Source organism: Pseudomonas campi, assembly GCF_013200955.2.
GTDB classification, from domain to species: domain Bacteria; phylum Pseudomonadota; class Gammaproteobacteria; order Pseudomonadales; family Pseudomonadaceae; genus Aquipseudomonas; species Aquipseudomonas campi.
The window spans coordinates 3,715,526-3,742,197 of record NZ_CP053697.2; the positions used below are offsets into that span (position 1 = coordinate 3,715,526).

Sequence of the window (26,672 nt, forward strand, 5' to 3'; positions counted from 1 at the left end):
CTCGGCGCCATGCCTGCATGGCGCCGTGACTCTCCAAGGGGATAGAAGAGAATGATGAAACGGAATCTGATGGTAATCGGCCTGGCTGTTCTGCTTAGCGCCTGCGGCTTCCAGCTGCGTGGCACCGGTAGCGCCGACTTCGCCCTCAAGGAAATCGACCTGCAGGCGCGCAACGCCTATGGCGACACGGTCAAGCAAGTGCGCCAGGTGCTCGACAACAGCGGCGTCAAGGTGCACACCGGCGCGCCTTACAAGCTGAGCCTGGCCAACGAAAAAGAAACCCAGCGCACCGCCAGCTACACCGGCAACGCGCGCAGCGCCGAGTACGAGCTGACCACCACGCTCGACTACGAGATCCGTGGCCAGAAGGACCTGCTGCTGCTCAGCGACCAGCTGGAAGTGCAGAGCACTTTCGTGCATGACGAGAACAACCTGATCGGCTCCGACCAGGAATCCGCCCAGCTGCGCCAGGAAATGCGCCGCGAACTGGTACAGCAGATGGTCCTGCGCCTGCAGCTGGTCACCCCGGCCCGGCTTGAGCAACTGCAGCAGGAAGCCGAAGCCAAGGCCCAGGCCGAAGCGGAAGCCGCCGCCGCAGCGCGCCGCGCGGAGCAGGAGTCGGCACCGCTGCAGTCGCCGATCCAGCTGCCGATCAGCCAGTAAGCAGACAAGGGCCGGGTAACCGGCCCTTTTCGCAAGTGATGAAGTTCGATCCGCGATGAAACTGGGCTTTCGATGAAACTGAATAGCGCCCAACTCGGCAAACACCTGCAAGGCAGCCTCGCCCCGGTCTACGTGATCAGTGGTGACGAACCGCTGCTGTGCCAGGAAGCCGCCGACGCCATTCGCGCCGCCACCCGCGCCCAGGGTTTCAGCGAGCGCGAGGTGTTCCATGCCGAAGCCAACTTCGACTGGGGCCTGCTCTACGAAGCCGGTGCCAGCATGTCGCTGTTCGCCGAGAAGCGCGTGATCGAGCTGCGCATCGCCAACGGCAAGCCCGGCGACAAGGGCACCGCGGCAATCCTCGAATACCTCGGCCGCCCGCCGGAAGACACCCTGCTGCTGATCAGCCTGCCCAAGCTCGACGGCAGCACGCAGAAGACCAAGTGGGCCAAGGCACTGATCGAAGGGCCCAACAGCCAGTTCCTGCAGATCTGGCCGGTGGAAGCCAGCCAGTTGCCGCAGTGGATTCGCCAGCGCCTGGCGCAAAGCGGCATGAGCGCCAGCCAGGAAGCCCTGGAGCTGATCGCCGCCCGCGTGGAAGGCAACCTGCTGGCCGCCGCACAGGAAATCGAGAAGCTCAAACTGCTCGCCGATGGCAACCAGATCGACGCCAGCACCGTGCAGGCGGCGGTGGCCGACAGCGCCCGCTATGACGTGTTCGGTCTGATCGAAGCGGTGCTTGGCGGCGACGCCACACACGCCCTGCGCATGCTCGAAGGGCTGCGTGGCGAAGGCCAGGAAGCGCTGTTCATCCTGGTCATGCTGGCCCGCGAACTGCGCCAGCTGGCCGGCCTGGCCCAGCAGATCAGCCAAGGCGTGCCCCAGGACAAAGCCTTCGCATCTGCCCGCCCGCCAATCTGGGACAAGCGCCGGCCGCTGGTCAGCAAAGCCCTGCAACGCCACTCTGCCGCACGCTGGAACCAGCTGCTGATCGACGCCCAGCGCATCGACGCCCAGGTCAAGGGCCAAGCCCCTGGAGACGCCTGGAGCAGCCTGGGCCGCCTGGTGCTGCTGATGGCCGGCCAGCGCCTGCCGCTCAGCGAGTAACGCCTAGCCCTGCTGGCGGCAACCCTTTTGTCGCCCCCCCATCCTGCCGATAGCCAAACCGAGCAGGAGACCTCGTCTACATAGAAAACCGCTGCAACCTCAATAGGCGATTGACTGAAAATCGTCGTTTGGCGGAATTGCTAGCAATTCTCCGCACAGCATCTTGATCTCCCCCATGGGGTGATGGTTAATTGCCAGCACTTGAGGCAAGGGAATGCCTGTCGTTGCACGTCCCAATACATCCCTTGCCTGCTGCCCTTTTCTGGGCATCAATCGGCGCTAGTGGACGTGCATAAAGGGAAGTTGAATGTTGGATGCACACCAAGGAGTGGGTGCTTCACCTGCCGTTGACAGTGGCCTGGCCTGCCTGGTCATGCTGGCCCGCTTCCATAACGTCGCCGCCTCTACCGAACAACTCGCCCATGAATTCGCCGAGGATGGCCGCCCGTTTGGCCGCCCCGAACTCCTTCTTGCCGCCAAGCAGCTGGGTCTCAAGGCCAAGAGCGTGCGTAGCAAACTTGAGCGCCTGGCACACGTCCCTCTGCCGGCGATTGCCGCCGCTCATGATGGTCGCTTCTTTATCATCGCCCGCCTGGATGACGGTAAGGCGCTGATCCATGACCCGCAGGCGCAGCGTCCGGAAGTCCTGACCTTCGAGGAGCTGGCGCAGCGCTGGACTGGCGATTTGCTGCTGATTCGCTCCGAGTCATCCTTGGCCGGCGAACTGAGCAAGTTCGACTTCACCTGGTTCATTCCGGCCATCGTCAAATACCGCAAGCTGCTCGGCGAAGTGCTGCTGGTGTCGTTCGTGCTGCAGATTTTTGCCCTGCTCACGCCACTGTTCTTCCAGGTGGTGATGGACAAGGTCCTGGTGCACCGCGGCCTGTCGACCCTGGACGTGATCGCCATCGGCCTGCTTGGCATCATGCTGTTCGAGACCGCCTTGAGTGGGCTGCGCAGCTATGTGTTTGCCCATACCGCCAGTCGCATCGACGTCGAGCTGGGCTCGCGGTTGTTCCGTCATTTGGTGACCCTGCCGCTGGCCTACTTCCAGGCACGCCGCGTCGGTGACTCGGTAGCGCGGGTACGCGAGCTGGAAAACATCCGCAGCTTTCTTACCGGCAACGCCATCACCTTGATTCTCGATGTGCTGTTCTCGGTGGTGTTCATCGCCGTGATGTTCGTCTACAGCGGTTGGCTGACGCTGGTGGTGCTGCTCTCGCTGCCGCTGTATTTCCTGATCTCCTTCCTGATCACCCCGGTGCTGCGCGCTCGCCTCAACGAGAGCTTTTCCCGCGGCGCCGAGAATCAGGCCTTTCTGGTCGAGACGGTCAACGGCATCGACACCCTCAAAGCCATGGCGGTGGAGCCGCAGATCACCCGCAAATGGGACAACCAGTTGGCCGGTTATGTGGCTGCCAGTTTCAAGACCCAGACCCTGTCGACCATCGCCAACGAAGGCGTCGGCCTGGTCGGCAAGCTGGTCACGGTGGCCACCCTGTGGCTGGGCGCACAGCTGGTCATCAACGGTGACCTCTCGGTCGGCCAGTTGATCGCCTTCAACATGTTGGCCGGGCGCGTGTCACAGCCGATCATGCGCCTGGCCCAGCTGTGGACCAGTTTCCAGCAGACCGGCGTATCGGTGCAGCGCCTCGGCGACATCCTCAACACCCGTACCGAGCTGTCCCAGGCCACCCGCAGCGCCCTGCCGCCGCTCAAGGGCCAGGTCGAGTTCGACCAGGTGCATTTCCGCTACCGCCCCGACGGTTCGGAAGTACTGCGCGGCATCAGCCTGAGCATCAAGGCGGGCGAAGTGATCGGCGTGGTCGGTCGCTCCGGCTCCGGCAAAAGCACCCTGACTCGCCTGCTGCAGCGCCTGTATACCCCGGAGCGCGGCCGCGTCCTGGTCGACGGCATGGACCTGGCCCTGGCCGATGTCTCCTCACTGCGCCGGCAGATCGGCGTGGTGCTGCAGGACAACATGCTGTTCGCCCGCAGCATCCGCGAGAACATCGCCCTGACCGATCCCGGCGCACCGATCGAGTCGGTGATGCAGGCGGCCAAGATGGCCGGCGCCCATGAATTCATCCTCGAGCTGCCGGAAGGCTACGACACCGTGGTCGGCGAACACGGCGCCTCGCTCTCCGGCGGCCAGCGCCAGCGCATCGCCATCGCCCGCGCGCTGATCGGCAACCCGCGCATCCTGATCTTCGACGAGGCCACCAGCGCCCTCGACTACGAGTCCGAACGGGTCATCCAGCAGAACATGCAGGCCATCTGCAAAGGCCGCACGGTGATCATCATCGCCCACCGCCTGTCTGCGGTGCGCGATGCCAACCGCATCCTGGTCATGGACCGCGGGCAGATCGTCGAGCAAGGCAGCCACAGCGAACTGCTGGCCCATCAGGCCGGGCATTACTCGCGCCTGCATCGCCTGCAGCAAGGCGGTGCCGCATGAGCGCCAAACGTGATCTGCTCAACCGCTACCGCAGCGCCTGGCGCCACTCCTGGCGACAGCGCCAGAGCATGGATGCGCCACCACGGCTGAACCATGAAGTGCAGTTTCTCCCCGCCGCCCTGGCCCTGCAGGAACAACCGGTGCACCCCGCGCCACGCTACATCCAGTGGACCATCATGGGCTTCGCTGCTTTGGCCTTGCTCTGGGCCTGCCTCGGCGAGATCGACGTGGTCGCCACCGCCTCCGGCAAGATCGTGCCCAACGGCAAGACCAAGATCATCCAGCCCAGCGAAGTGGCCGTGGTCAAAGCCATCCACGTCTATGACGGCCAGCAGGTCAAGGCGGGCGAACTGCTGGTCGAACTGGATGCGCAGATCACCGGCGCCGATGTCGAACGCCTGAAGAACGACCTGCTCGCTGCGCAGGTCGACGGCGCCCGCGCCCGCGCCTTGCTCGACGCCATCCAGCACAACCGCGCCCCGTCCTCGCTGATCGAGCAGATTCCCCAGGCCACAGCGGAACAACAGCAAGCCGCACAGACCTGGCTGCACGGCCAGTACCTGGAACTGCACAGCACCCTCGAACAGAGCGATGCCGAGATCGAGCAACGGCTGGCGGAGATCCAGGCGGCGCAGGCCTGGGTCAGCACGCTGCAAGAGTCCCTGCCAATCACCCGGCAACTGGTCGCCGACTACAAGCGTCTGCTGGACAAAGCCATCGTCGGCAAGCACGCCTACCTGGAAAAGGAGCAACTGCGCCTGGACCAAGAGCGCGAGCTGGCCATGCAGCAGGCCAAGGTGCTGGAACTGAAAGCCGCCAAGCTGGAGGCCGAAAGCCGTCGGCAGAGCGTGTTGGCCCAGACCCGGCGGGCCATGCTCGATCTGCAACACGAGTCGGAACAACGCGCCGCCGCCCTGGCCCAGGAGCTGAAAAAGGCCGAGCAGCGCAACCGCCTGATGCAGCTCACCGCCCCGGTCGCCGGCACCGTGCAGCAGCTGGCCATTCACACCAACGGCGGGGTGGTCACCGAGGCTCAGCCGCTGATGGTCATCGTGCCCACGGGCCAGCCGGTGGAAGTGGAGGCCATGCTGGAGAACAAAGACATCGGCTTCGTCCGCCCCGGCCAGGAAGTGGAGATCAAGGTCGAGACCTTCACCTTCACCAAGTACGGCGTGGTGCACGGCACCGTGATCAGCATCTCCAACGATGCCATCGAGGACGAGAAACTCGGCCTGGTGTACAGCGCGCGCATCCAGCTCAAGGAAAACAGCATCCAGGTCGGTGAAAACCGCATCGAACTGTCGCCGGGCATGGCGGTGCGCGCGGAAGTGAAGACGAATAAACGCAAGGTGATCGACTACTTCCTGAGCCCGCTCAAGGAGTACCAGGACGAGAGCCTGTCGGAAAGATAATAAGAGCCAAGGAGAAGAGCGATGTCATACGTAGAGACAGTTCAGGGCAGTGCAGACAGTGACAACTACCAGTTCAACCTGGGCGATGGCGAACTGGTCATCGATGAGGTGAGCAACAATCCCGGCGCAGAAGATGTCCTGCGCTTCGGCGAGGGTATCTTGCCTTGGGAGTTGGAAGTGCGGCGGCAGGGGCTTGATCTGCATCTTGTGCATATCAATGGCACCGACAGCGTGGTGGTTCGCAACTGGTTTAGCAGCACTGACGCATCGGCGACTTTCTCTACCGATAGCACGCTGGAACGCATCGAGTTTTTTGATGGCTGGCTCTGGACACCGTCCGACATTGCGCTATTGGGCGTGACTAGCCGGGGAAGCGAGGCCGCCGACAGGCTTTCAGGCTGGTCGGGCAACGACCATATGTTTGGTGAAGGCGGCAATGATGTGCTGGATGCCGGCGCAGGCAGCAACCGTTTGTACGGTGGCGCCGGCAATGACGTATTGAAGGTCAGCGCAACGGCGACCTACAACTCGCTGGAGGGCGGAACCGGCAACGACACCCTCATCGGCAGCCACAACAGCGACACCTATGTGTTCAACCTGGGCGACGGCGTCGATGTGATCAAGGAGCTCGGCAGCAACACCGACGCAGTGGATACGCTGTTTCTCGGCCCAGATATTACCCCCGGGGATATCGAGCTGCGCAAGGTGGGGCAGAATCTGGAAATCGTCCACCACAATGGCGCGGACAAGGTCGTAGTGAGCAACTGGTTCAGCAGCACCGGCTCTGCCGCTGCCTTCTCCACCACCAGCACCCTGGAGCGGATCATGTTCGCTAACCCAGGCAGCGAATGGCCCCAACAACAAGAATGGACCCTGCAGAACATCGCCGAAATGGGCGTGGTCAGCCGCGGCAGCGAGGGCGATGACACGCTGATGGGCTGGTCGGGCAACGACCATATGTTTGGTGAGGCTGGCAACGATGTGCTGGATGCCGGCTCGGGCCGTAACGACCTCTATGGCGGTGCAGGCGACGACCTGCTGAAGGTCAGCACCGCCGCTGCGGACAACTACTTCGAGGGTGGCGCCGGCAATGACACCCTCATCGGCAGCCACAACAACGACACCTATGTGTTCGGTGTCGGCAGCGGCGTGGACGTGATCAAGGAGTCGGGCAACAACAGCGGCGCAGAGGATGTGCTGCTGCTGGATTCCAGCATCTACGAGCCCTGGGATATCGAGCTGCGCAAGGTGGGGCAGAATCTGGAAATCGTCCACAGCAATGGCACGGACAAGATGGTGGTGAGCAACTGGTTCACCAGCACCGGCTCTGCCGCAGGCTTCTCCACCACCAGCACCCTGGAACGGATCGTTTTCACTAACTCAGGCAGCGACTGGACCCAACAGCGCGAATGGACCCTGCAGAACATCGCCGAAATGGGCGTGGTCAGCCGGGGCAGCGAGGGCGATGACACGCTGAGGGGCTGGCTGGGCAACGACCACATGTTTGGTGAGGCTGGCAATGATCTGCTGGATGCCGGCTCGGGCCGTAACTCCCTGTTCGGCGGCGACGGCGACGACCTGCTGAAGGTCAGCACCGCCGCTGCGGACAACTACTTCGAGGGTGGCGCCGGCAATGACACCCTCATCGGCAGCCACAACAACGACACCTATGTGTTCGGTGTCGGCAGCGGTGTGGACGTGATCAAGGAGTCGGGCAACAACAGCGGCGCAGAGGATGTGCTGCTGCTGGACTCCAGCATCTACGAGCCCTGGGATATCGAGCTGCGCAAGGTGGGGCAGAATCTGGAAATCGTCCACAGCAATGGCACGGACAAGATGGTGGTGAGCAACTGGTTCACCAGCACCGGCTCTGCCGCAGGCTTCTCCACCACCAGCACCCTGGAACGGATCGTTTTCACTAACTCAGGCAGCGACTGGACCCAACAGCGCGAATGGACCCTGCAGAACATCGCCGAAATGGGCGTGGTCAGCCGGGGCAGCGAGGGCGATGACACGCTGAGGGGCTGGCTGGGCAACGACCACATGCACGGCGAAGACGGCAACGATGTGCTGGATGCCGGCTCGGGCCGCAACGCCCTGTTCGGCGGTGAAGGGAATGACCTACTGAAGGTCAGTGCCGCCGCCACGGACAACTACTTCGAGGGTGGCGCCGGCAATGACACCCTCATCGGCAGCCGTAACAGCGACACCTATGTGTTCGACGCGGGCAGTGCCGTGGATGTGATCAAAGAGCTGGGGAGCAACAGCGGAACGGTTGACTATATCCAGTTTGGCGCCGGCATTGACGAGGGCGATCTGTGGTTCGAGCGCTCCGCCAACGATCTGGTAATCCGTTCCCTGGATGGGAGTGATCAGGTCAGCATCGCCGACTGGTACAGCCGCACTTCGGCGAAGGTGGAAGTCATCCAGTTGGTCGATGGCAAGCAGCTGCTGGAAAGCCAGGTTCAATCCTTGGTCGATGCCATGGCCAGTTTCGGGGTGGCCCCGGGAGAAACCGTCAGCTTGAGTGCCGGGCAGCAGCAACAGCTCGATATGGTGTTGGCGGCGAACTGGGTGTAACGGCCTGATGCGCCTTATCTACCCGGCAGGCAGTACCGGACAGTAGCAGGCCCTCCGAGGCCCAGAAGATCGAGACCTTCATCAAGTACGGGGGGCGAGCACGATACTGTGCTGATCATCACCAATGAGACCATCAAAGGCGAGAAGTTCGGCCTGGTGTACAGCGCGCAGATTCTTCGGATGAAAACAGCATCTAGGTCGACGAGAACAGCGTCGAACTATCGCCGGGTGTAGCGATGTAGGCAGGACTAAAGACAGATATGAGAAAAGTGACCTAACTGATCCTGATCCATATTTATCTTTTAATCACGCGACTTGGCACTCAAGACCAATTGCAAATTGGCCCACCTGAAAGACCCCAATATCTTTTAGGTAAATTTAAATATTAAATATAAGGAAATTTTTTATGTCACAACAAGGCACGCAAGATGCACCACATGAAACTGGACGAAATAAATATGCAGGGGATGCTGTTACGAATGCTGTGAAAGCCGCCTATTACGCCTGGCAATCAGGAGGCGAGCCGTGGAGCCCTGAAAATCAAGCGGGCGCCCAAGAAACAGCTGAAGCATTTACTGATGGCTATTTGGGTGTGGGGGATACAGTTGGTAAGGTTAATGTGCGCAATCAGGCACTTAAAGATGTTGCTGCTGATTACAATAGTGCGGAGCAAACCGTATCCCCCCTGATTCTAGACCTCGATGGCGATGGTGTTGAGACTATCAGTAAAAGCGAGGGCATCTACTTCGACCATGATGGTAATGGTTTCGCAGAAACCACCGGCTGGGTAGGCAAGGACGATGGTCTACTGGTGTGGGATCGTAACGGCAACGGCCAGATTGATGATGGCAGCGAGCTGTTTGGTAACTATACCCAGCTCAGCAATGGGCAGAGTGCCGCTAATGGTTTTGCTGCGCTGGCTGACTTGGACAGTAACCACGACGGAAAGATTGATGCCAATGATGCAGCCTTCAGCCAGCTGCTAGTGTGGCGGGATGTAGACAGCGACGCCCAAGTTGACGGCGGCGAATTTCTCAATCTCAGTGACGCCAATGTCGCTAGCTTGAATACTTCTTTTACCAATCAGAATCACTACGACGCACAGGGAAATCTTGTGTTGCAGAGCGGCAGCTACACTACCGCAGATGGGGCAATACGGGATATGGATGATGTCTGGTTTAGTGTAGATGCAGCGCGCAGCCAAGAGCTAAACCAGGTTGCTGTCAGCGATGAGATTGCCGCTCTACCAGAGGTTATAGGCTTCGGTAATGTGCACAGCTTGCATCAGGCGATGGCGCTAGACAGTAGCGGCCAGCTACAAGCGCTGGTTAGCCAGTTTACGCAGGAAACCGATGTTTCTAACCGTAAAGCACTGCTTGATCAAATCATCTTGCATTGGACAGGTGCCGACCAGTACGCGATTAATAGTCGCGGCACTTACTTAGACGATGGTCGAAAGTTGTACGCCTTAGAGGCATTTATGGTCGACAACTTTGTTCAGGACAGCGGCACGAATGCAGGTTTGCCAAATCCGGGACCTAATGCAGCTCAGAAGCTCATGGATGCTTACGATACGTTAGCCTCTTATGTGTACTCTCAACTAATGGTGCAAACACACTTATACGCGACACTTGGAGGAGTTCAAGTAAACTGGGACTCAGAGACTGACACTATTACACTGGATGTCAGCACGCTGGTTGCTGAGCTTCAGGCTAAATATGTAGAGAATCCCGCCAGCGCTACCGTTCTCATTAGTGAGCTTGGCGCCGCCCTTAAAGTCCTAGGATCGTATGGAGATCCAATTAGTGAAAATCTGAGTGAGTTGCTGGTAGCTCAAGGCGACATAAATGGACAAGGATTTCCCTTCTTACTGGCCACAATGGGACTGAATGCGACAGGGGGAACGGATGGAAACGACATCCTCAACGGTGATGACGGCAACGACTTCATCCACGGCGGCGCCGGCAACGACACCCTCGACGGCGGCACCGGCAGCAACAGCCTGTACGGCGACGCCGGCAGCGACACCCTCAGAGTAGCCAACACCTCGAACGGTAACCTGCTCTCGGGCGGGACCGGCACCGACACCCTGAACGGCGGTTATTACGCCGACACCTACCTGTTCAACCTGGGCGATGGCGTCGACACCATCACCGAGACGGTGAACAGCAGCATCAGCACCGTCTACACCGACGTGCTGCGCTTCGGCACGGGGATCGCGGCTACAGATATCAAGGTCCAGCGCGTCGGCACCGACTTGGTCTTCGCCCACAGCAATGGTGTGGACAAGGTGATGCTCAAGGACGTCTTCACCACCACCACTTCAGGGGCAGACATCGTCGCGGCCAGGACCATCGAGAAGATCGAGTTCGCCGATGGCACCGTGTGGACCTGGGCCCAGCTGACGCAGGGCGGCCTCACCCAAGTCGGCAGCGCGGCCGCAGACACCATCTACGGCTGGAACGGCAACGACCTCATCAGCGGCGGAGATGGCAACGACACCCTCGACGGCGGCACCGGCAGCAACAGCCTGTACGGCGACGCCGGCAGCGACACCCTCAGAGTAGCCAACACCTCGAACGGTAACCTGCTCTCGGGCGGCACCGGCAACGACACCCTGAACGGCGGCTATTACGCCGACACCTACCTGTTCAACCTGGGCGATGGCGTCGACACCATCACCGAGACGGTGAACAGCAGCATCAGCACCGTCTACACCGACGTGCTGCGCTTCGGCACGGGGATCGCGGCTACAGATATCAAGGTCCAGCGCGTCGGCACCGACTTGGTCTTCGCCCACAGCAATGGTGTGGACAAGGTGATGCTCAAGGACGTCTTCACCACCACCACTTCAGGGGCAGACATCGTCGCGGCCAGGACAATCGAGAAGATCGAGTTCGCCGATGGCACCGTGTGGACCTGGGCCCAGCTGACGCAGGGCGGCCTCACCCAAGTCGGCAGCGCGGCCGCAGACACCATCTACGGCTGGAACGGCAACGACCTCATCAGCGGCGGAGATGGCAACGACACCCTCGACGGCGGCACCGGCAGCAACAGCCTGTACGGCGACGCCGGCAGCGACACCCTCAGAGTAGCCAACACCTCGAACGGTAACCTGCTCTCGGGCGGCACCGGCAACGACACCCTGAACGGCGGCTATTACGCCGACACCTACCTGTTCAACCTGGGCGATGGCGTCGACACCATCACCGAGACGGTGAACAGCAGCATCAGCACCGTCTACACCGACGTGCTGCGCTTCGGCACGGGGATCGCGGCTACAGATATCAAGGTCCAGCGCGTCGGCACCGACTTGGTCTTCGCCCACAGCAATGGTGTGGACAAGGTGATGCTCAAGGACGTCTTCACCACCACCACTTCAGGGGCAGACATCGTCGCGGCCAGGACAATCGAGAAGATCGAGTTCGCCGATGGCACCGTGTGGACCTGGGCCCAGATGACGCAGGGCGGCCTCACCCAAGTCGGCAGCACGGCGGCAGACACCATCTACGGCTGGAACGGCAACGACTTTATCCACGGCGGCGCCGGCAACGACACCCTCGACGGCGGCACCGGCAGCAACAGCCTGTACGGCGAAGCCGGCAATGACACCCTCAGAGTCGCCAACACCTCGAACGGCAACCTGCTCTCGGGCGGGACCGGCACCGACACCCTGAACGGCGGTTATTACGCCGACACCTACCTGTTCAACCTGGGCGATGGCGTCGACACCATCACCGAGACGGTGAACAGCAGCATCAGCACCGTCTACACCGACGTGCTGCGCTTCGGCACGGGGATCGCGGCTACAGATATCAAGGTCCAGCGCGTCGGCACCGACTTGGTCTTCGCCCACAGCAATGGTGTGGACAAGGTGATGCTCAAGGACGTCTTCACCACCACCACTTCAGGGGCAGACATCGTCGCGGCCAGGACAATCGAGAAGATCGAGTTCGCCGATGGCACCGTGTGGACCTGGGCCCAGATGACGCAGGGCGGCCTCACCCAAGTCGGCAGCACGGCGGCAGACACCATCTACGGCTGGAACGGCAACGACTTTATCCACGGCGGCGCCGGCAACGACACCCTCGACGGCGGCACCGGCAGCAACAGCCTGTACGGCGACGCCGGCAGCGACACCCTCAGAGTAGCCAACACCTCGAACGGTAACCTGCTCTCGGGCGGCACCGGCAACGACACCCTGAACGGCGGCTATTACGCCGACACCTACCTGTTCAACCTGGGCGATGGCGTCGACACCATCACCGAGACGGTGAACAGCAGCATCAGCACCGTCTACACCGACGTGCTGCGCTTCGGCACGGGGATCGCGGCTACAGATATCAAGGTCCAGCGCGTCGGCACCGACTTGGTCTTCGCCCACAGCAATGGTGTGGACAAGGTGATGCTCAAGGACGTCTTCACCACCACCACTTCAGGGGCAGACATCGTCGCGGCCAGGACAATCGAGAAGATCGAGTTCGCCGATGGCACCGTGTGGACCTGGGCCCAGCTGACGCAGGGCGGCCTCACCCAAGTCGGCAGCGCGGCCGCAGACACCATCTACGGCTGGAACGGCAACGACCTCATCAGCGGCGGAGATGGCAACGACACCCTCGACGGCGGCACCGGCAGCAACAGCCTGTACGGCGACGCCGGCAGCGACACCCTCAGAGTAGCCAACACCTCGAACGGTAACCTGCTCTCGGGCGGCACCGGCAACGACACCCTGAACGGCGGCTATTACGCCGACACCTACCTGTTCAACCTGGGCGATGGCGTCGACACCATCACCGAGACGGTGAACAGCAGCATCAGCACCGTCTACACCGACGTGCTGCGCTTCGGCACGGGGATCGCGGCTACAGATATCAAGGTCCAGCGCGTCGGCACCGACTTGGTCTTCGCCCACAGCAATGGTGTGGACAAGGTGATGCTCAAGGACGTCTTCACCACCACCACTTCAGGGGCAGACATCGTCGCGGCCAGGACAATCGAGAAGATCGAGTTCGCCGATGGCACCGTGTGGACCTGGGCCCAGATGACGCAGGGCGGCCTCACCCAAGTCGGCAGCACGGCGGCAGACACCATCTACGGCTGGAACGGCAACGACTTTATCCACGGCGGCGCCGGCAACGACACCCTCGACGGCGGCACCGGCAGCAACAGCCTGTACGGCGAAGCCGGCAATGACACCCTCAGAGTCGCCAACACCTCGAACGGCAACCTGCTCTCGGGCGGGACCGGCACCGACACCCTGAACGGCGGTTATTACGCCGACACCTACCTGTTCAACCTGGGCGATGGCGTCGACACCATCACCGAGACGGTGAACAGCGGCACCAGCACCGTCTACACCGACGTGCTGCGCTTCGGAGATGAAGTTGCACCGGAACAACTTTGGTTCCGCCAAGCAGGCTCGAGTCTCGAAGTCAGCATCATTGGTACAGCAGACAAGGTCACGATCAACAACTGGTATTCCGGCAACGCTTACCGCGTCGAGCAGTTCAAGACGGCTGACGGAGAATCGTTAATGGATAGCCAGGTGCAAAACCTGGTGAATGCCATGGCTGCCTTTGGTGTGCCTGCAGGAAGTGAAGGCAACCTGACAGCGGAGCAACGACAGCAGTTGGATGTGGTGCTTGCTGCCAATTGGCAGTAACTCACTGACGCATGAAGAGGCCCGGCATCTGCCGGGCTTTTTCATATGTGTCACATCAATCCGCCCCACCACAATCTGGACATTTTTTGTACAACGGCGCATCCTCGGCGCGCTCGCACCCTGCGGGCCACAACCGAGGACATGCCATGGCGAAGAATGCCAAGCGGCCGAACAAGGCCAAATCCCTAGTCGCCCAACCCCTGTTCCGCTGCCGCCAGGAACAGGCGAAGAAAGGCAAAGGCAGCTACCGCCGCGAAGCCTCCCAGCAAAACTGGGAGGCTTCGTGCTTTATGGCGGCATGAAATGTTAAGGTCGCGCTTCGTTCGCTCAGACCCGAGATTCGTGCAATGCCCCACCTCGCCACCGGCCGCCTGTGCTGCCTGCTCGCCGGCACCACCCTGCTGCTCAGTGCCTGCGTCGAGTCGCCCACCCGCGACGCCCAACCCGCTGTAGCCAGCCCCTCCGCCAGCACGCCCGCAGCCCCCGCCGCAGCGCCCCAGGTAAAGGCGCAGGTTGCGCCTGCACCAGCCATCAGTTTCAGCGCCTGGCGCGGGCAGTTCCGCATCAAGGCCCTGCGTGCCGGCATCCCTGCCGAGCTGTTCGACCGCGCCTTTAACGGCATCGACCCGGACATGAGCGTGGTCCGCGCCGACCACAGCCAACCCGAATTCACCCGCCCGGTGTGGGAATACATCGAAGGCGCCACTTCGCCGATCCGCCTGCGCAAGGGCCAGGCCCTGCTCGCCGAACACGCCGCAACCCTGGCCGCCATCGAACAGCGTTATGGCGTCGACCGGGAAACCCTGGTGGCGATCTGGGGCATGGAAAGCAGCTTCGGCCAGTTCATGGGTGAACAGTCGGTGATCCGCTCGCTGGCCACCCTGGCCTACGAAGGCCGCCGCCCGCAGTGGGCCGAAGAGCAGCTGCTGGCCGCCCTGCAAATCTTGCACAACGGTGATATCCAGCCTGGCAGCATGCGCGGTTCCTGGGCCGGGGCCATGGGCCAGACCCAGTTCATCCCCACCACCTACCTGACCCACGCCGTGGACTTCGATGGCGATGGCCGCCGCGATATCTGGAACTCCAGCGCCGACGCCCTGGCCTCGGCCGCCCACTACCTGCAGGCCTCCGGCTGGCAGTTCGGCCAGCCCTGGGGCATGGAAGTCGCCCTGCCCAGCGGTTTCGATTACGCCCTGGCCGATAGCGAGATCCGCAAGACCTACGCGCAATGGATCGAGTACGGCGTCAAAGGCCAGCCCGGCAACCTCGACCCGCAGCAAACCGGTTACCTGCTGCTACCGGCCGGCCACCGCGGCCCGGCCTTCCTGGTGTTCCGCAACTTCAACGCCATCCTCAAGTACAACAACTCCTCGTCCTACGCCCTGGCCGTGGGCCTGCTCGGCCAGCGCTTCGGCGGTGGCGGACAGATTCTCGCCGAGTGGCCGCGCAGCGATCGCCCATTGAGCCGCAGCGAGCGCATCGAACTGCAGGAAGGCCTGGCGACTCAGGGTTACAACCCCGGCCCGGCCGACGGCATCATCGGCGCCAATACGCGCAAGGCGATTCGCGCCTACCAGCAGAGCCTGGGCCTGCCCGCCGACGGCTACCCGACCCCGGCGTTGCTGCAACGGTTGCGCTGAGAGGCTTTTGTAGGAGCGAGCTCTGCTCGCGAATCCCCCCGCGGCCTGGTTCGCGAGCAGAGCTCGCTCCTACGGCATCGCCCACAGATGGGCGGCGACCAGTGCGCGCCAGGGCGAGAACGGCGCCAGCCAGTCGCGGGTGAAGGGCTGGCTGAGCTTGTCCGCGCTACCCAGCAGGCGCTGCAGCTGGCGGCGCACCGCGGCATCGCCATGCAACGAGCCATCCAAACGGGCAAAACCGCGCAGCAAGGCGTAATCCACCGTCCACGGACCGATGCCACGCAGCGCCAGCAGGCGCTCGGCGATGGCCTCGGCCGGCTCACCAACCAACCAGGTATCTAGTGGCAGATTGCCGGCCACAATCTCGCGACTGAGCAAGAGCAGCGCCTGCGCCTTGGCCTGGGAGAAACCAGCGGCGCGCAGCTGCGACTCCTGCAGGGCAGCCACCGCCTGGGCATCCGGATAGCAGAGCAGGCCACTGGAGTGTGCTCGCCCGGCCAGCTGGATCAGCTTGCGGCGCAGGCTGATCGCCACCGGTAGGCTGATCTGCTGGCCGCTGATCGCCCAGCTCAGCGCCTCGAACGGGGTGGCCGCCTGTGGCACGCGCAGACCGGCGTGACGGGCGAGCAAAGGCCCCAGCTGCGGATGCCCGGCGTGCACCGTCTCGAAGTCCCGCACCGGCTGGGTCAGGCCCAGCATGTGGGCGACCAGCGCACGCAACGGCCCGGCATCCTCCGCCTCCGGGCCGTCCACCTCCAGGCGAGCACTGACGCGGGCCGCTTCGAAACGGATGCTCAGGCAGGCCGGCAGCCCCTGCCAGAGCACGCCCTTGTCCAGGCCATCGACCTGCACCCGCTCGGCCAGGGCCTGCCCATCGCGACGGTGGAACGCCAGCAGATCGGCCACCCGGTAATCCGTGGGCAGCTCAAGGATACAGTCGAGAGAACTCATGGAAATATCTACACACAGCTGATGAAAACTCCGCCTGGGCGGTCGGAAGACCAAGACTACACTGCATGGACTGTGGCCTTGGCGACAGCGATCAATACGGTTGATAGGCGAGCGAGGAAGCACCGCCTGAAAACCGTCATGGATTGCCCAGCATTCAATCCCTAAGGTGCCCTTCCCAATGTTCAACAACAAACTGAAAGAGGAACTGGCCCGCTTACGCAACGAGCTGACCAGCATGCGCCAGATCAAGGACTCGTTCTACAACGAGTCACTGGTGTTAGAAATCGAACCCGATGGCAGCATCCGCTACGCCAACGACAACTTCCTAAGTGAAATGCTCTACCAAAGCAATGCCCTGGTCGGCCGCCAGTTGGACTCGCTGATTCCCGACTCCTTCCGCCACGAAGCCAACTACCCGAGGCTGCAGCAGGCCCTGCGCGCCCGCGAACACCTCAGCGGCGCCTTCCGCCTGCTACGTGGCAATGGCGAGGAAGCCTGGCTGCGCTGCATATGGCAGCCGGTGCACAGCCGTGGCGAGCTGGCCTATTTCGCCCTCTGCGCCAAAGACCTGACCCGCACCATCAGCACCTCCAAGGAACACGAGGGACTGATCGGCGCCCTGCTGCGCTCCACCGCGGTGATCGAGTTCAACCTGGCCGGCGAAGTGCTGACCGCCAATGAGCGTTTCCTCGGCGGCATGGGTTATCGCCTGGAGCAGATCCAGGGCAAACACCACCGCATGTTCTGCGAGGCGGAGGAGTACAACTCGCAGGCTTACCGCGACTTCTGGGCCCGTCTCAATCGTGGCGAGTTCGTCGCCGGACGCTTCAAGCGCATCGACAGCCACGGCCGCACGGTCTGGCTGGAAGCCTCCTACAACCCAGTGCGCGACCACCACGAGCGCCTGTACAAGGTGGTCAAGTTTGCCACCGTGATCACCGACCAGGTCAACCAGGAACAGGCTGTGGCCGAAGCGGCGAACATCGCCTACAGCATCTCCCAGCAGACCGACGACAGCGCCAACAAGGGCGCCGCCGTGGTACGCCAGACGGTCGAAGTGATGCAGCGCATTGCCCGTCAGGTGCAGGAGGCGAGCGATGGCATCGAGGCGCTGGACAAGCAGTCGCAACTGATCAGCACCATCATGCAGACCATTCGCGGCATCGCCGACCAGACCAACCTGCTGGCGCTCAACGCCGCTATCGAGGCGGCACGCGCCGGCGAGCAGGGCCGCGGCTTCGCCGTGGTGGCCGACGAGGTGCGCCAGCTGGCTGGACGCACCAGCCAGGCCACCGAGGAAATCGTCGAAGTGGCGCAGAAGAACCAGAGCCTGGCCCAGAACGCGGTGGCCAGCATGGCCAGCAGCAGCCAGCAGGCCGAGCAGGGGCTGAACCTGGCCAGCGAGGCCGGCGCAGTGATCGTGGAGATTCAGGAGGGTGCCAAGCAAGTGGTGCAGGCCGTGGAGCAGTTCGCCAGCCAGCTCAAGACCTGACAAAGCACGCCGCCGAAAAAGCGCTGGCGGCTCGCGGAGCGCAACAACAGCGGGCACGGTAGCTGTCGTCCGTTGCGCCGACAGCCGCTGGCAGTCGCCGTAAGCCCTCTATGGTAGACTGCCCACCGGCCAAAAGCCCCGCTACCGCAGCCTCCTACCGGAGCCGAGATCTCGATGTCCGACACTGCCCCGCCCAAGCCCGTATCCAGCGGCGAAAAATTTCGCACCCCCCAGGGAATTACCGCGATCAAGGATGGCCAGAAGCGCCGCGCTTCGGCCGAACCCCAGCCCTTCGAACCCAAGCCGAGCTGGTTGCGGGTCAAGGCGCCGAGCGGCAGCCGCTTCGATGCGGTCAAACGCAACGTCAGCGAGCATCGCCTGAGCACCGTCTGCCAGGAATCCCACTGCCCGAACATCGGTGAATGCTGGTCCAACGGCACCGCCACCATCATGTTGATGGGTTCGGTCTGCACCCGTGCCTGCCGCTTCTGTGCGGTCGACACCGGCAACCCGAATGGCTGGCTGGACCAGGAAGAACCGCAGAACACCGCCAAGTCGGTGGAACTGATGGGCCTGCGCTACATCGTCCTGACTTCGGTAGACCGCGATGACCTGCCCGATGGCGGCGCCGCCCACTACGCCGCCTGCGTGCAGGCGATCAAGGCCAATACGCCGCAGGTGGTGGTGGAGGCCCTGACCCCGGACTTCGACGGCGATCACGCGGCCATCGCCCGCGTGGTGGACTCCGGTCTGGAGGTCTTCGCGCAGAACGTCGAGACGGTCAAGCGCCTGACCTATGAGGTACGTGATCCACGCGCCGGTTACGAGAAGACGTTGAAGGTACTGGAGCACGCCAAGCGCCATCGACCCAGCGTCATCACCAAGACCAGCCTGATGCTGGGCCTGGGTGAAACCGACGAGGAAATCCTGCAGACCATGGATGACCTGCGCGCCATCGGCGTCGACATCCTCACCCTCGGCCAGTACCTGCAACCCACCCGCAACCACCTGAAGGTGCAGCGCTGGGTCAGCCCCGAGGAGTTCAACCGCTTGCGTGACATCGGCCTGGAAAAAGGCTTCATGGAAGTCGCCGCCGGCCCGCTGGTACGCTCCAGCTACCGTGCCGACCGGGTGTTCGAGAAGAACAACCTGGGCCTGGCCGCTCCCGTGCAGGTGCCCGGCCAGCAGCAGAACGACAGCCTGATTCCGACGCTCAACTTGAACTGAGGATGGCCCGGGTACGCCGCTGGCTAACCCGGGCTATGGCGGCCGACTACGCGTAACCCAGACGCTGGCGCAATGCCTGCTCCAGGCGCTGCGCCACCTCGTCGAGCGCAGGCGAAGTGTCGAGCAGATCCCTGAGCTGGATCATCTTCAAACCACTATAGCCGCACGGGTTGATGCGCTGGAACGGCGACATATCCATGTCGACATTCAGCGCCAGGCCGTGGAATGAGCAGCCATTGCGCACCCGCAGGCCCAACGAGGCGATCTTCTCACCCTTGACGTAGACGCCCGGGGCGTCGGCCTTCGGCGCCGCCTCGACGCCATAGCTGGCCAGCACATCGACCAGCGCCCGCTCCATGGCGGTGACCAGCTCGCGCACCCCCAGCTTCTGCCGACGCAGATTCAGCATCAGGTAGGCCACCAACTGGCCGGGGCCGTGGTAAGTGACCTGGCCACCGCGCTCGACCTGCACCACCGGAATATCACCAGGGGCCAACAGATGCTCCGGCTTGCCGGCCTGCCCCTGGGTGAATACCTGCGGATGCTGCAGCAGCCAGATTTCGTCGGGGGTCGACTCATTGCGCTCGGCGGTGAAGCTGCGCATGGCTTCCAGGGTCGGCAGGTACTCCACCACCCCCAGGTGACGCACGACAAGCGCTGCCACTAGAGCACCATGTGCACGCGGCCGCTGGCTTTCAGGTCGAGATGGATCGCCTGCAGCTGCTCCACGCCGGTGGCGGTGATATGCACCTGCACGGAAAGGAAGCGGCCGTTGCGGCTGTCGCGCACCACCAGGCTGGTGGAGTCGAAGCCTGGCGCATGGCGCTGCATCACTTCGATCACCAGATCGGTGAAGCCGTCGCCGGCCTCGCCGATCACCTTGATCGGGTAGCGCTCGCAGGGGAATTCGATTTTCGGGGCTTGTACGTCGGTATCGGTCATCGCATTGCTCCGGGCTTATGGCCCTGAACCCACATCGCCGGGGGGCGGGCTCCGAGAAAGCAGGAACGCCCCGGTGAGGGGCGCCCTTGGTCAGAACCTGAGCGGAGCGCTAGCTGCGCTCCCTGCCGGTTCTCAGTTGAACAGTCCGTAGAAGAACAAACGAATGCTATCCCACAGGCGGCGGAAGAAACCACCCTCCTCGACGGCCTCGAGGGCAATCAGGTCGGCGGTGTGCAGCACTTCTTCACCCAGCTTGACTTCGACCTTGCCGATCACGTCGCCCTGCTTGAGCGGCGCCTGCAGCTGCGGTTCGAGGACCATGCTGGCCTGCAGCTTTTTGACCTGGCCTTTCGGCAGGGTCATGGTCAGGTCCTGGGCCAGGCCGGCCTTGACCTGGCGAGTGATGCCTTTCCAGACCTGCGCCTGAGCCAGCTCTTCGCCCTGCTTGTAGAAGGTCTGGGTTTCGAAGAAGCGGAAACCGTAGGTCAGCAGCTTCTGCGTCTCAGCGGCGCGAACCTTTTCACTGTCGGTACCGAACACCGAGGTGATCATGCGTGCGCCTTCGCGCACGGCAGAGGCGACCAGGCAGTAACCGGCTTCTTCGGTGTGACCAGTCTTCAGACCGTCCACTGTGCTGTCGCGCCACAGCAGCAGGTTGCGGTTGCCCTGCTTGATGTTGTTCCAGTGGAACTCCTTCTGCGAGTAGATCGCATAGTGTTCCTTATCCTCGTTGATGATGGCGCGGGCCAGGATGGCCATATCGTGAGCACTGGAGTAGTGCTCCGGATGCGGCAGGCCGGTGGCGTTCATGAAGTGGGAGTTCTTCATGCCCAGGCGCTCGGCGGTTTCGTTCATCATGTCGGCGAAGGCGTCTTCGCTGCCGGCGATGTACTCGGCCAGGGCAATGCTGGCGTCGTTGCCGGACTGGATGATGACACCGTGCAGCAGATCATCCACCGAAGCCTGGCTATTCAGCGGCAGGAACATGGTGGAGCCCCCAGAGGCAGCACCACCGGTACGCCAGGCATGCTCGCTGACGGGCACCATGTCCTGCTCGCCGATCTTGCCCTTGCGAATTTCCAGGGTGGCGATATAGGCGGTCATCAGCTTGGTCAGGCTGGCCGGAGGCAGGCGCTGATCGCCGTTGTTTTCCACCAGCACCTTGCCGCTGGCAGCGTCCAGCAGCACGTAGGACTTGGCTGCCAGTTGCGGCGGCGAAGGGATGGCGGTGTCCTGGGCGGCCTGAGTGAGTGGCGCGCCGAGCAGCAGGGTGAACAGGGAAAGGCAGCGGGCAAAGCGGGAGATATTCATCCGTCTCTCTAAAATGGCTATTCAACAATGGCACAGACGAGCCGGAGGCTCGCCTGCATTCCCCATCACCCTTGAACTGCTCGGGCAATGGACGAAAAGACTCTAGTCGGGGCGTACCAGCGTGGGCTGGCCGAGATTGGCCAGGCGCACAGTGTCCTGCACCTGCTGCACCTCACCCGGCGTTCCCATCGGCCCCAGGCGCACCCGATGGAAGATCTGCTGGTTGCGCACCACCGAGCTGATAAACACCTTGGCAGGCACTGTCTCGCTCAGCTTCGCCTTGAGGAGCTCCGCAGCGTCCGGATTGGCGAAGGCGGCCACCTGGAGATACAGGCCAGAGGCTGCGACTGAATCGTTTTTTTTTGCGTCGATCTGCACTGGCAGCACGGCCGCCGCGTGCTGCTGGGGCGGTGGCGTGTACTGTTCGATCGGCTGGCTGACCGGCTGCGCTACGGCCACCGACTGTGCCGCCGAAGGATCGGCCATCTTCGGCTGCGCCAGTACCATCGGCACCGGCCGGCCCTGCTGGGCCCACCACTGATGCGGATCGATACCTTCGACCTTGACCCGCGCGGTGCCGCTTTCGGCGTAACCGAGCTTCTTCGCCGCGGCGAAGGACAGGTCGATGATGCGATCGGAGTAGAACGGACCGCGGTCGTTGACCCGCAGGATCACCGTGCGTCCGTTGTCCAGGTTGGTCACCCGCACGTAGCTCGGCAACGGCAGGGTCTTGTGCGCGGCGGTCATGCCGTACAGGTCATAGGCCTCGCCATTGGCGGTAGCCTGCCCGTGGAACTTGGTGCCGTACCAGGATGCGGTGCCGGTGGCGTGATAGCGCCGGGCATCGTTGATCGGGTAGTAGGTCTTGCCCAGCACGGTGTATGGATTGGCCTTGAAACGGCCGTAGTGCGGCATCGGCACGGCATCGGGAATGCGCGACACGTCGACATCCCACCAGGGCGCGCCATCGCGATGCGGGCGGCTGTAGTCCATCGGACCGGAGATGGAACCCCCGGCGGGCACCGGCGCGGTCGGCGTGGGTTTGCTGGTCGAGCAGCTGGCCAAGGCCAGGCCCAGGGCCGCGAAGGCCAGACTGCGCACCGCGAACTGCCTGCAGCTCATTGCCCGCCCCGCTTGGCCAGCAGCAGCTCGGAAAGCTGATGCACGGCCATGGAGTACATAGTGCTGCGGTTGTAACGGGTGATCACATAGAAGTTGGGCAGCCCCATCCAGTACTCCTCACCCTCGGCACCTTCAAAACGGAAAGCGGTTACCGGGATATCGTCGCGCAGCACATCGGCGCTCGACCAGCCCAGGGCACGCAGCTCACCGACATTTTTCACCGGATCCAGGCCCTGGGTCAGGCCGCTGTCGGCCAGCTCGCCCTTGACCTGGGCACGGCTGACCACCGGCTCACCGGCGACCCAGCCATGGCGCTTGAAGTAGCTGGCAACGCTGCCAATTGCATCCACCGGGTTACTCCAGATGTTGATGTGGCTATCGCCATCGAAGTCCACTGCGTAAGCGCGGAAGCTGCCCGGCATGAACTGCGGCAGGCCCATGGCGCCGGCATAGGAGCCGGTCAACGTGATCGGGTCGATCTGTTCCTCACGGCTCAGCAGGAGCAGCTCGCGGAGCTGCTGGCAGAAGAACTCGGCGCGTGGCGGATAATCGAAGCACAGTGTGGACAATGCATCGATACCGCGCCAGCTGCCGGTGTTACCACCATAGAAGGTTTCCACACCGATGATCGCCACGATCACCTGGGCCGGCACCCCGTACTCCTTCTCGGCACGGGCCAGGGCCTCGGCATTCTGGTTCCAGAAATCCACGCCCTTGCTGATGCGCGCCTCGGTAATGAAGATCGGCCGGTAGTCTTTCCACGGCTTGACCTTCTCCGCCGGACGCGAGATGGCATCGAGAATCGCCTGCTTGCGCTCGGCCTGGCTGAACAGGCTGACCAGCTGCTCACCGGCAAAGCCATGGTCGCGGGTCATCTCGGCGATGAACTCGGCCACCTGCGGCGAGCCGTCGTAGTCACCCGCCACTGCCGTGCCACTCATGGCGAACACCGCCAGACCAAGCCAATGAGTGCCACGAACCATCCAGTCACGCCATGCCTGTTTCAAATTCTTCACTCTTATCAAACCTGTGCGATCCATTTTCGATGGGTGTGGATCGCCATCAAAATCCCAAACCCTGACAACAGCGTCACCAAGTGAGTTCCGCCATAACTAATGAAGGGCAGAGGCACCCCCACCACCGGCAACAGCCCACTGACCATGCCGATGTTAACGAATACGTAGACGAAGAAGGTCATGGTCAGGCTACCGGCCAGCAACTTGCCGAACAGGGTCTGCGCCTGGGCCGTGATGAACAGGCCGCGACCGATCAGCAGCAGGTAGACCAGCAGCAGGATACACACCCCGACCAGGCCGAACTCTTCGCTCAGGACCGCAATGATAAAGTCCGTGTGGCTTTCCGGCAAAAAATCCAGGTGCGACTGGGTGCCCAGCAGCCAGCCCTTGCCCAGCACACCGCCCGAACCGATAGCCGCCTTGGACTGGATGATGTTCCAACCGGTGCCCAGCGGATCGCTTTCCGGGTCGAGGAAGGTCAGCACGCGCTGCTTCTGGTATTCGCGCAAGACAAAGAACCACATGGCCACCGCAATCGGCACCACCGCGGCTACCGCGCCGATAATCCAGCGCCACTGCAGCCCGGCCATGAACAGCACGAAGGCACCGGAAGCGAGGATCAGCAACGAGGTGCCCAGGTCCGGCTGCTTGAGGATCAGCACGAAAGGCACCAGGATCAGCACCAGGCTGACCGCGATATGCCTGAGCTTGGGCGGCAGGTTGTGCCGGGCCAGGTACCAGGCGATGGTCGCCGGCATGATGATCTTCATGAACTCGGAGGGCTGGAAGCGAATCACCCCGGGAATGTTGATCCAGCGCGTGGCGCCCATGGCCGTATGCCCCATCACCTCGACTGCCACCAGTAAGCCAACACCGAATATGTAGGCCAGCGGCACCCAGCGAGCCATGAAGCGCGGCTCGAACTGGGCAATCACCAGCATGCCGACCATGCCCAGTGCAAAGGAGGAACCCTGCTTGATCAGCAGGTCCCAGTTCTTGCCGCTGGCCGAATACAGGACGAAAAGGCTGCCGGCTGCCAGCGCCAGAAGGATCAGCAGCAGCCAGCCGTCGATGTGCAAACGCTGCAACAGGGTTGCCCGGCGCTTGAACACGTCCTCGTCGGAAATACTGCGGTCGAAATTGCTGTTCATGGGCTGACGCTCGCTTCCTCGACCACGGGCACCGGCGGACGATACTCCGGTTTGAGCTGGCCATCCTCACCCAGCAACCAGGCATCGATCACCTGCTTGACCACCGGTGCGGCCACACCGGAGCCCGACTCGCCATTTTCTACCATCACCGCAACGGCGATCTTCGGATCGGCCGCCGGAGCGAAGGCGACGAACAGCGCATGGTCGCGATGGCGTTCCTGCACCTTGGAGCGGTCATACTTCTCGCCCTGCTTGATCGCCACCACCTGCGCCGTGCCGCTCTTGCCAGCGATGCGATACAGCGCCAGATCGCCGACCTTGCGCGCCGTGCCGCGGGGGCCGTGCATCACCTGTTCCATGCCAAAGCGGCCGTAATCCCAGAACTTGGGGTCGCGCAGGACAATGTCCGGCGGGGTCTCCATCGCTTCGATGACCTCTTCGGCCATCAGCTGCTGCGGGGTCTTGCCTTCGGCACTGCGCAGCAGGTGCGGACGAATCCACTTGCCGCGGGTGGCCATCAGTGTCACCGCCTGGGCCAGCTGCAGCGGCGTAGTCTGCATATAGCCCTGGCCGATGCCAAGAATCAGCGTCTCGCCGGGATACCAGGGCTGGCGGTAGCGTGCACGCTTCCATTCGCGCGAAGGCATCAGCCCGGCGGCTTCCTCGAACATGTCTAGGGAAACCTTCTGCCCCAGGCCAAACAGGCTCATGTAGCGGTGCATGCGATCCACGCCCATCTTGTGCGCGAGGTCGTAAAAGTAGGTGTCGTTGGAACGCATGATCGCGTATTCCAGGTTCACCGAACCGTCACCGGTGCGGTTCCAGTTGCGGTATTTGTGGCTGTGGCCGGGCAACTGATAGAAACCGGGATCGAACACCCGCGATTGCGGGGTCACCACACCGGCGTCCAGGCCTGCCACCGCGACCATCGGCTTGATCGTCGAGCCTGGCGGATACAAGCCGCGCAGCACGCGGTTGTACAGCGGCCGGTCGATCGAATCGCGCAGCTCGGCATAGGCCTTGAAGCCGATACCGGTGACAAAGGGGTTGGGGTCGAAGCTCGGCTGGCTGACCATCGCCAGCACCTCGCCGGTGCTCGGCTCGATCGCCACCACCGCGCCACGGCGGCCGCCCAGGGCCTGCTCGGCAGCCTCCTGCAGTTTCACATCCAGGCTCAGGGTGAGATCCGTACCCGGCTTCGGATCGGTACGCTTGAGCACGCGCAGCACGCGACCACGGGCGTTGGTCTCGACTTCCTCGTAGCCCACCTCACCGTGCAGCAGGTCTTCGTAGAAACGCTCGACACCGGTCTTGCCGATATGGTGGGTGCCGCTGTAGTTGACCGGATCCAGCTCCTTCAGCTCTTTCTCGTTGATCCGCCCGACATAACCGACCGAGTGGGCGAAGTGCCCCTTCTGCGGATAGTGCCGCACCAGCTGGGCCACCACGTCGACGCCAGGCAGGCGGAACTGATTCACCGCGATGCGCGCGATCTGCTCTTCGGACAGTTCGAACAGAATTGGCACCGGCTCGAAGGGCCGCCGCCCCTGGCGCATGCGCTTCTCGAACAGGGCGCGATCTTCCGCCGTCAGCTCCAGCGCCTCGACCACCACATCCAGCACCTGCTGCCAGTCTCCCGCGCGCTCGCGGGTCACGGTCAGGCTGAAGCTGGGGCGGTTGTCGGCGATGATCACCCCGTTACGGTCGAAGATCAGCCCGCGGGTCGGCGGGATCGGCTGCACATGGATGCGGTTGTTTTCCGCCAGGGTGGTGTGGTGCTCGTACTGGATCACCTGCAGGTAGTACAGGCGCGCGATCAGCACACAGGTCAGCAGCAGCACCACCACAGCGCCGACCACCACACGCCGGCGTACCAGACGGGCGTCTTTTTCGTGGTCCTTGAGGCGGATCGGTTGCGGCATCTGCGACTACTTAAAT

The 26,672-nt window shown here is 62.7% G+C and carries 18 protein-coding genes; 10 read left to right on the plus strand and 8 right to left on the minus strand.

What is annotated here, in order from left to right:
* Positions 1 to 51 precede the first annotated feature (51 nt).
* The 8 genes from HNE05_RS17220 to HNE05_RS17255 all read left to right on the plus strand — a co-directional run bounded on the left by HNE05_RS17220 (position 52) and on the right by HNE05_RS17255 (position 15,522).
* A complete protein-coding gene (locus tag HNE05_RS17220) occupies positions 52 to 663 on the plus strand; it encodes an LPS-assembly lipoprotein LptE (protein ID WP_173209608.1) in 612 nt (203 codons plus the stop codon).
* A 72-nt stretch (positions 664 to 735) separates the two neighbouring features.
* The gene (gene holA, locus HNE05_RS17225) at positions 736 to 1,770 is read left to right on the plus strand and encodes a DNA polymerase III subunit delta (protein ID WP_173209609.1); all 1,035 of its coding nucleotides are present in this window, start codon (positions 736 to 738) and stop codon (positions 1,768 to 1,770) included.
* A gap of 307 nt (positions 1,771 to 2,077) precedes the next feature.
* Complete coding sequence (locus tag HNE05_RS17230; protein ID WP_173209611.1) at positions 2,078 to 4,228, plus strand: type I secretion system permease/ATPase; 2,151 nt, start codon at positions 2,078 to 2,080, stop codon at positions 4,226 to 4,228.
* The gene (locus HNE05_RS17235; RefSeq protein WP_173209613.1) at positions 4,225 to 5,640 is read left to right on the plus strand and encodes an HlyD family type I secretion periplasmic adaptor subunit; all 1,416 of its coding nucleotides are present in this window, start codon (positions 4,225 to 4,227) and stop codon (positions 5,638 to 5,640) included. Before HNE05_RS17230 ends, HNE05_RS17235 begins: the two co-directional genes overlap by 4 nt.
* A 21-nt stretch (positions 5,641 to 5,661) precedes the next feature.
* On the plus strand, positions 5,662 to 8,220 hold the full coding sequence (locus HNE05_RS17240) for a calcium-binding protein (protein WP_173209615.1): 2,559 nt from the start codon (positions 5,662 to 5,664) through the stop codon (positions 8,218 to 8,220).
* 1,879 nt (positions 8,221 to 10,099) lie between these two features.
* Entirely contained in the window at positions 10,100 to 13,882 is a 3,783-nt protein-coding gene (locus HNE05_RS17245; protein ID WP_173209617.1) for a calcium-binding protein, read from the plus strand.
* 146 nt (positions 13,883 to 14,028) lie between these two features.
* The gene (gene arfA / locus HNE05_RS17250; RefSeq protein WP_160078460.1) at positions 14,029 to 14,184 is read left to right on the plus strand and encodes an alternative ribosome rescue factor ArfA; all 156 of its coding nucleotides are present in this window, start codon (positions 14,029 to 14,031) and stop codon (positions 14,182 to 14,184) included.
* Positions 14,185 to 14,229: 45 nt separating this feature from the next.
* The gene (locus HNE05_RS17255) at positions 14,230 to 15,522 is read left to right on the plus strand and encodes a lytic murein transglycosylase (RefSeq protein WP_173209619.1); all 1,293 of its coding nucleotides are present in this window, start codon (positions 14,230 to 14,232) and stop codon (positions 15,520 to 15,522) included.
* Between the two features lie 69 nt (positions 15,523 to 15,591).
* Here the strand turns inward: HNE05_RS17255 and HNE05_RS17260 are convergent, their stop codons facing one another.
* Positions 15,592 to 16,473 carry a DNA-3-methyladenine glycosylase family protein gene (locus tag HNE05_RS17260; RefSeq protein ID WP_173209621.1) on the minus strand — a complete coding sequence of 294 codons (882 nt, stop codon included), beginning with the start codon at positions 16,471 to 16,473 and terminating at the stop codon, positions 15,592 to 15,594.
* A gap of 178 nt (positions 16,474 to 16,651) precedes the next feature.
* Here HNE05_RS17260 and HNE05_RS17265 point away from each other — a divergent pair, with 178 nt between their 5' ends.
* Positions 16,652 to 17,965 carry a methyl-accepting chemotaxis protein gene (locus tag HNE05_RS17265; protein WP_173209623.1) on the plus strand — a complete coding sequence of 438 codons (1,314 nt, stop codon included), beginning with the start codon at positions 16,652 to 16,654 and terminating at the stop codon, positions 17,963 to 17,965.
* 174 nt (positions 17,966 to 18,139) lie between these two features.
* Positions 18,140 to 19,192, plus strand: coding sequence for a lipoyl synthase (gene lipA / locus HNE05_RS17270; RefSeq protein WP_173209625.1), 1,053 nt, complete (start codon positions 18,140 to 18,142; stop codon positions 19,190 to 19,192).
* Between the two features lie 46 nt (positions 19,193 to 19,238).
* Here the strand turns inward: lipA and lipB are convergent, their stop codons facing one another.
* The 7 genes from lipB to mrdA all read right to left on the minus strand — a co-directional run bounded on the left by lipB (position 19,239) and on the right by mrdA (position 26,656).
* Complete coding sequence (gene lipB / locus HNE05_RS17275) at positions 19,239 to 19,856, minus strand: lipoyl(octanoyl) transferase LipB (RefSeq protein ID WP_173209627.1); 618 nt, start codon at positions 19,854 to 19,856, stop codon at positions 19,239 to 19,241.
* Positions 19,856 to 20,134: a DUF493 domain-containing protein gene (locus HNE05_RS17280; RefSeq protein ID WP_173209629.1), complete on the minus strand. Its 279-nt coding sequence runs from the start codon at positions 20,132 to 20,134 to the stop codon at positions 19,856 to 19,858. Before HNE05_RS17280 ends, lipB begins: the two co-directional genes overlap by 1 nt.
* 132 nt (positions 20,135 to 20,266) lie before the next feature.
* The gene (locus HNE05_RS17285) at positions 20,267 to 21,445 is read right to left on the minus strand and encodes a D-alanyl-D-alanine carboxypeptidase family protein (RefSeq protein WP_173209631.1); all 1,179 of its coding nucleotides are present in this window, start codon (positions 21,443 to 21,445) and stop codon (positions 20,267 to 20,269) included.
* A gap of 102 nt (positions 21,446 to 21,547) precedes the next feature.
* Positions 21,548 to 22,567 (minus strand): septal ring lytic transglycosylase RlpA family protein, encoded by a 1,020-nt coding sequence (locus HNE05_RS17290; RefSeq protein WP_173209633.1) that lies wholly within the window; start codon positions 22,565 to 22,567, stop codon positions 21,548 to 21,550.
* Positions 22,564 to 23,550 carry a lytic murein transglycosylase B gene (gene mltB / locus HNE05_RS17295; RefSeq protein WP_173209635.1) on the minus strand — a complete coding sequence of 329 codons (987 nt, stop codon included), beginning with the start codon at positions 23,548 to 23,550 and terminating at the stop codon, positions 22,564 to 22,566. The genes HNE05_RS17290 and mltB overlap by 4 nt, the downstream gene beginning before the upstream one ends.
* Positions 23,551 to 23,588: 38 nt before the next feature.
* Positions 23,589 to 24,734 carry a rod shape-determining protein RodA gene (gene rodA, locus HNE05_RS17300; protein WP_173209637.1) on the minus strand — a complete coding sequence of 382 codons (1,146 nt, stop codon included), beginning with the start codon at positions 24,732 to 24,734 and terminating at the stop codon, positions 23,589 to 23,591.
* The gene (gene mrdA, locus HNE05_RS17305; protein WP_173209639.1) at positions 24,731 to 26,656 is read right to left on the minus strand and encodes a penicillin-binding protein 2; all 1,926 of its coding nucleotides are present in this window, start codon (positions 26,654 to 26,656) and stop codon (positions 24,731 to 24,733) included. The genes rodA and mrdA overlap by 4 nt, the downstream gene beginning before the upstream one ends.
* Between the last annotated feature and the right edge of the window lie 16 nt (positions 26,657 to 26,672).

Bases quoted from the DNA above. Each gene is read 5' to 3' on its own strand.
- HNE05_RS17220 (WP_173209608.1), top strand. From the start codon at position 52: ATGATGAAACGGAATCTGATGGTAATCGGCCTGGCTGTTCTGCTTAGC.
- holA (WP_173209609.1), top strand. From the start codon at position 736: ATGAAACTGAATAGCGCCCAACTCGGCAAACACCTGCAAGGCAGCCTC.
- HNE05_RS17230 (WP_173209611.1), top strand. From the start codon at position 2,078: ATGTTGGATGCACACCAAGGAGTGGGTGCTTCACCTGCCGTTGACAGT.
- HNE05_RS17235 (WP_173209613.1), top strand. From the start codon at position 4,225: ATGAGCGCCAAACGTGATCTGCTCAACCGCTACCGCAGCGCCTGGCGC.
- HNE05_RS17240 (WP_173209615.1), top strand. From the start codon at position 5,662: ATGTCATACGTAGAGACAGTTCAGGGCAGTGCAGACAGTGACAACTAC.
- HNE05_RS17245 (WP_173209617.1), top strand. From the start codon at position 10,100: ATGGGACTGAATGCGACAGGGGGAACGGATGGAAACGACATCCTCAAC.
- arfA (WP_160078460.1), top strand. From the start codon at position 14,029: ATGGCGAAGAATGCCAAGCGGCCGAACAAGGCCAAATCCCTAGTCGCC.
- HNE05_RS17255 (WP_173209619.1), top strand. From the start codon at position 14,230: ATGCCCCACCTCGCCACCGGCCGCCTGTGCTGCCTGCTCGCCGGCACC.
- HNE05_RS17260 (WP_173209621.1), bottom strand. From the start codon at position 16,473: ATGAGTTCTCTCGACTGTATCCTTGAGCTGCCCACGGATTACCGGGTG.
- HNE05_RS17265 (WP_173209623.1), top strand. From the start codon at position 16,652: ATGTTCAACAACAAACTGAAAGAGGAACTGGCCCGCTTACGCAACGAG.
- lipA (WP_173209625.1), top strand. From the start codon at position 18,140: ATGTCCGACACTGCCCCGCCCAAGCCCGTATCCAGCGGCGAAAAATTT.
- HNE05_RS17280 (WP_173209629.1), bottom strand. From the start codon at position 20,134: ATGACCGATACCGACGTACAAGCCCCGAAAATCGAATTCCCCTGCGAG.
- HNE05_RS17285 (WP_173209631.1), bottom strand. From the start codon at position 21,445: ATGAATATCTCCCGCTTTGCCCGCTGCCTTTCCCTGTTCACCCTGCTG.
- HNE05_RS17290 (WP_173209633.1), bottom strand. From the start codon at position 22,567: ATGAGCTGCAGGCAGTTCGCGGTGCGCAGTCTGGCCTTCGCGGCCCTG.
- mltB (WP_173209635.1), bottom strand. From the start codon at position 23,550: ATGGTTCGTGGCACTCATTGGCTTGGTCTGGCGGTGTTCGCCATGAGT.
- rodA (WP_173209637.1), bottom strand. From the start codon at position 24,734: ATGAACAGCAATTTCGACCGCAGTATTTCCGACGAGGACGTGTTCAAG.
- mrdA (WP_173209639.1), bottom strand. From the start codon at position 26,656: ATGCCGCAACCGATCCGCCTCAAGGACCACGAAAAAGACGCCCGTCTG.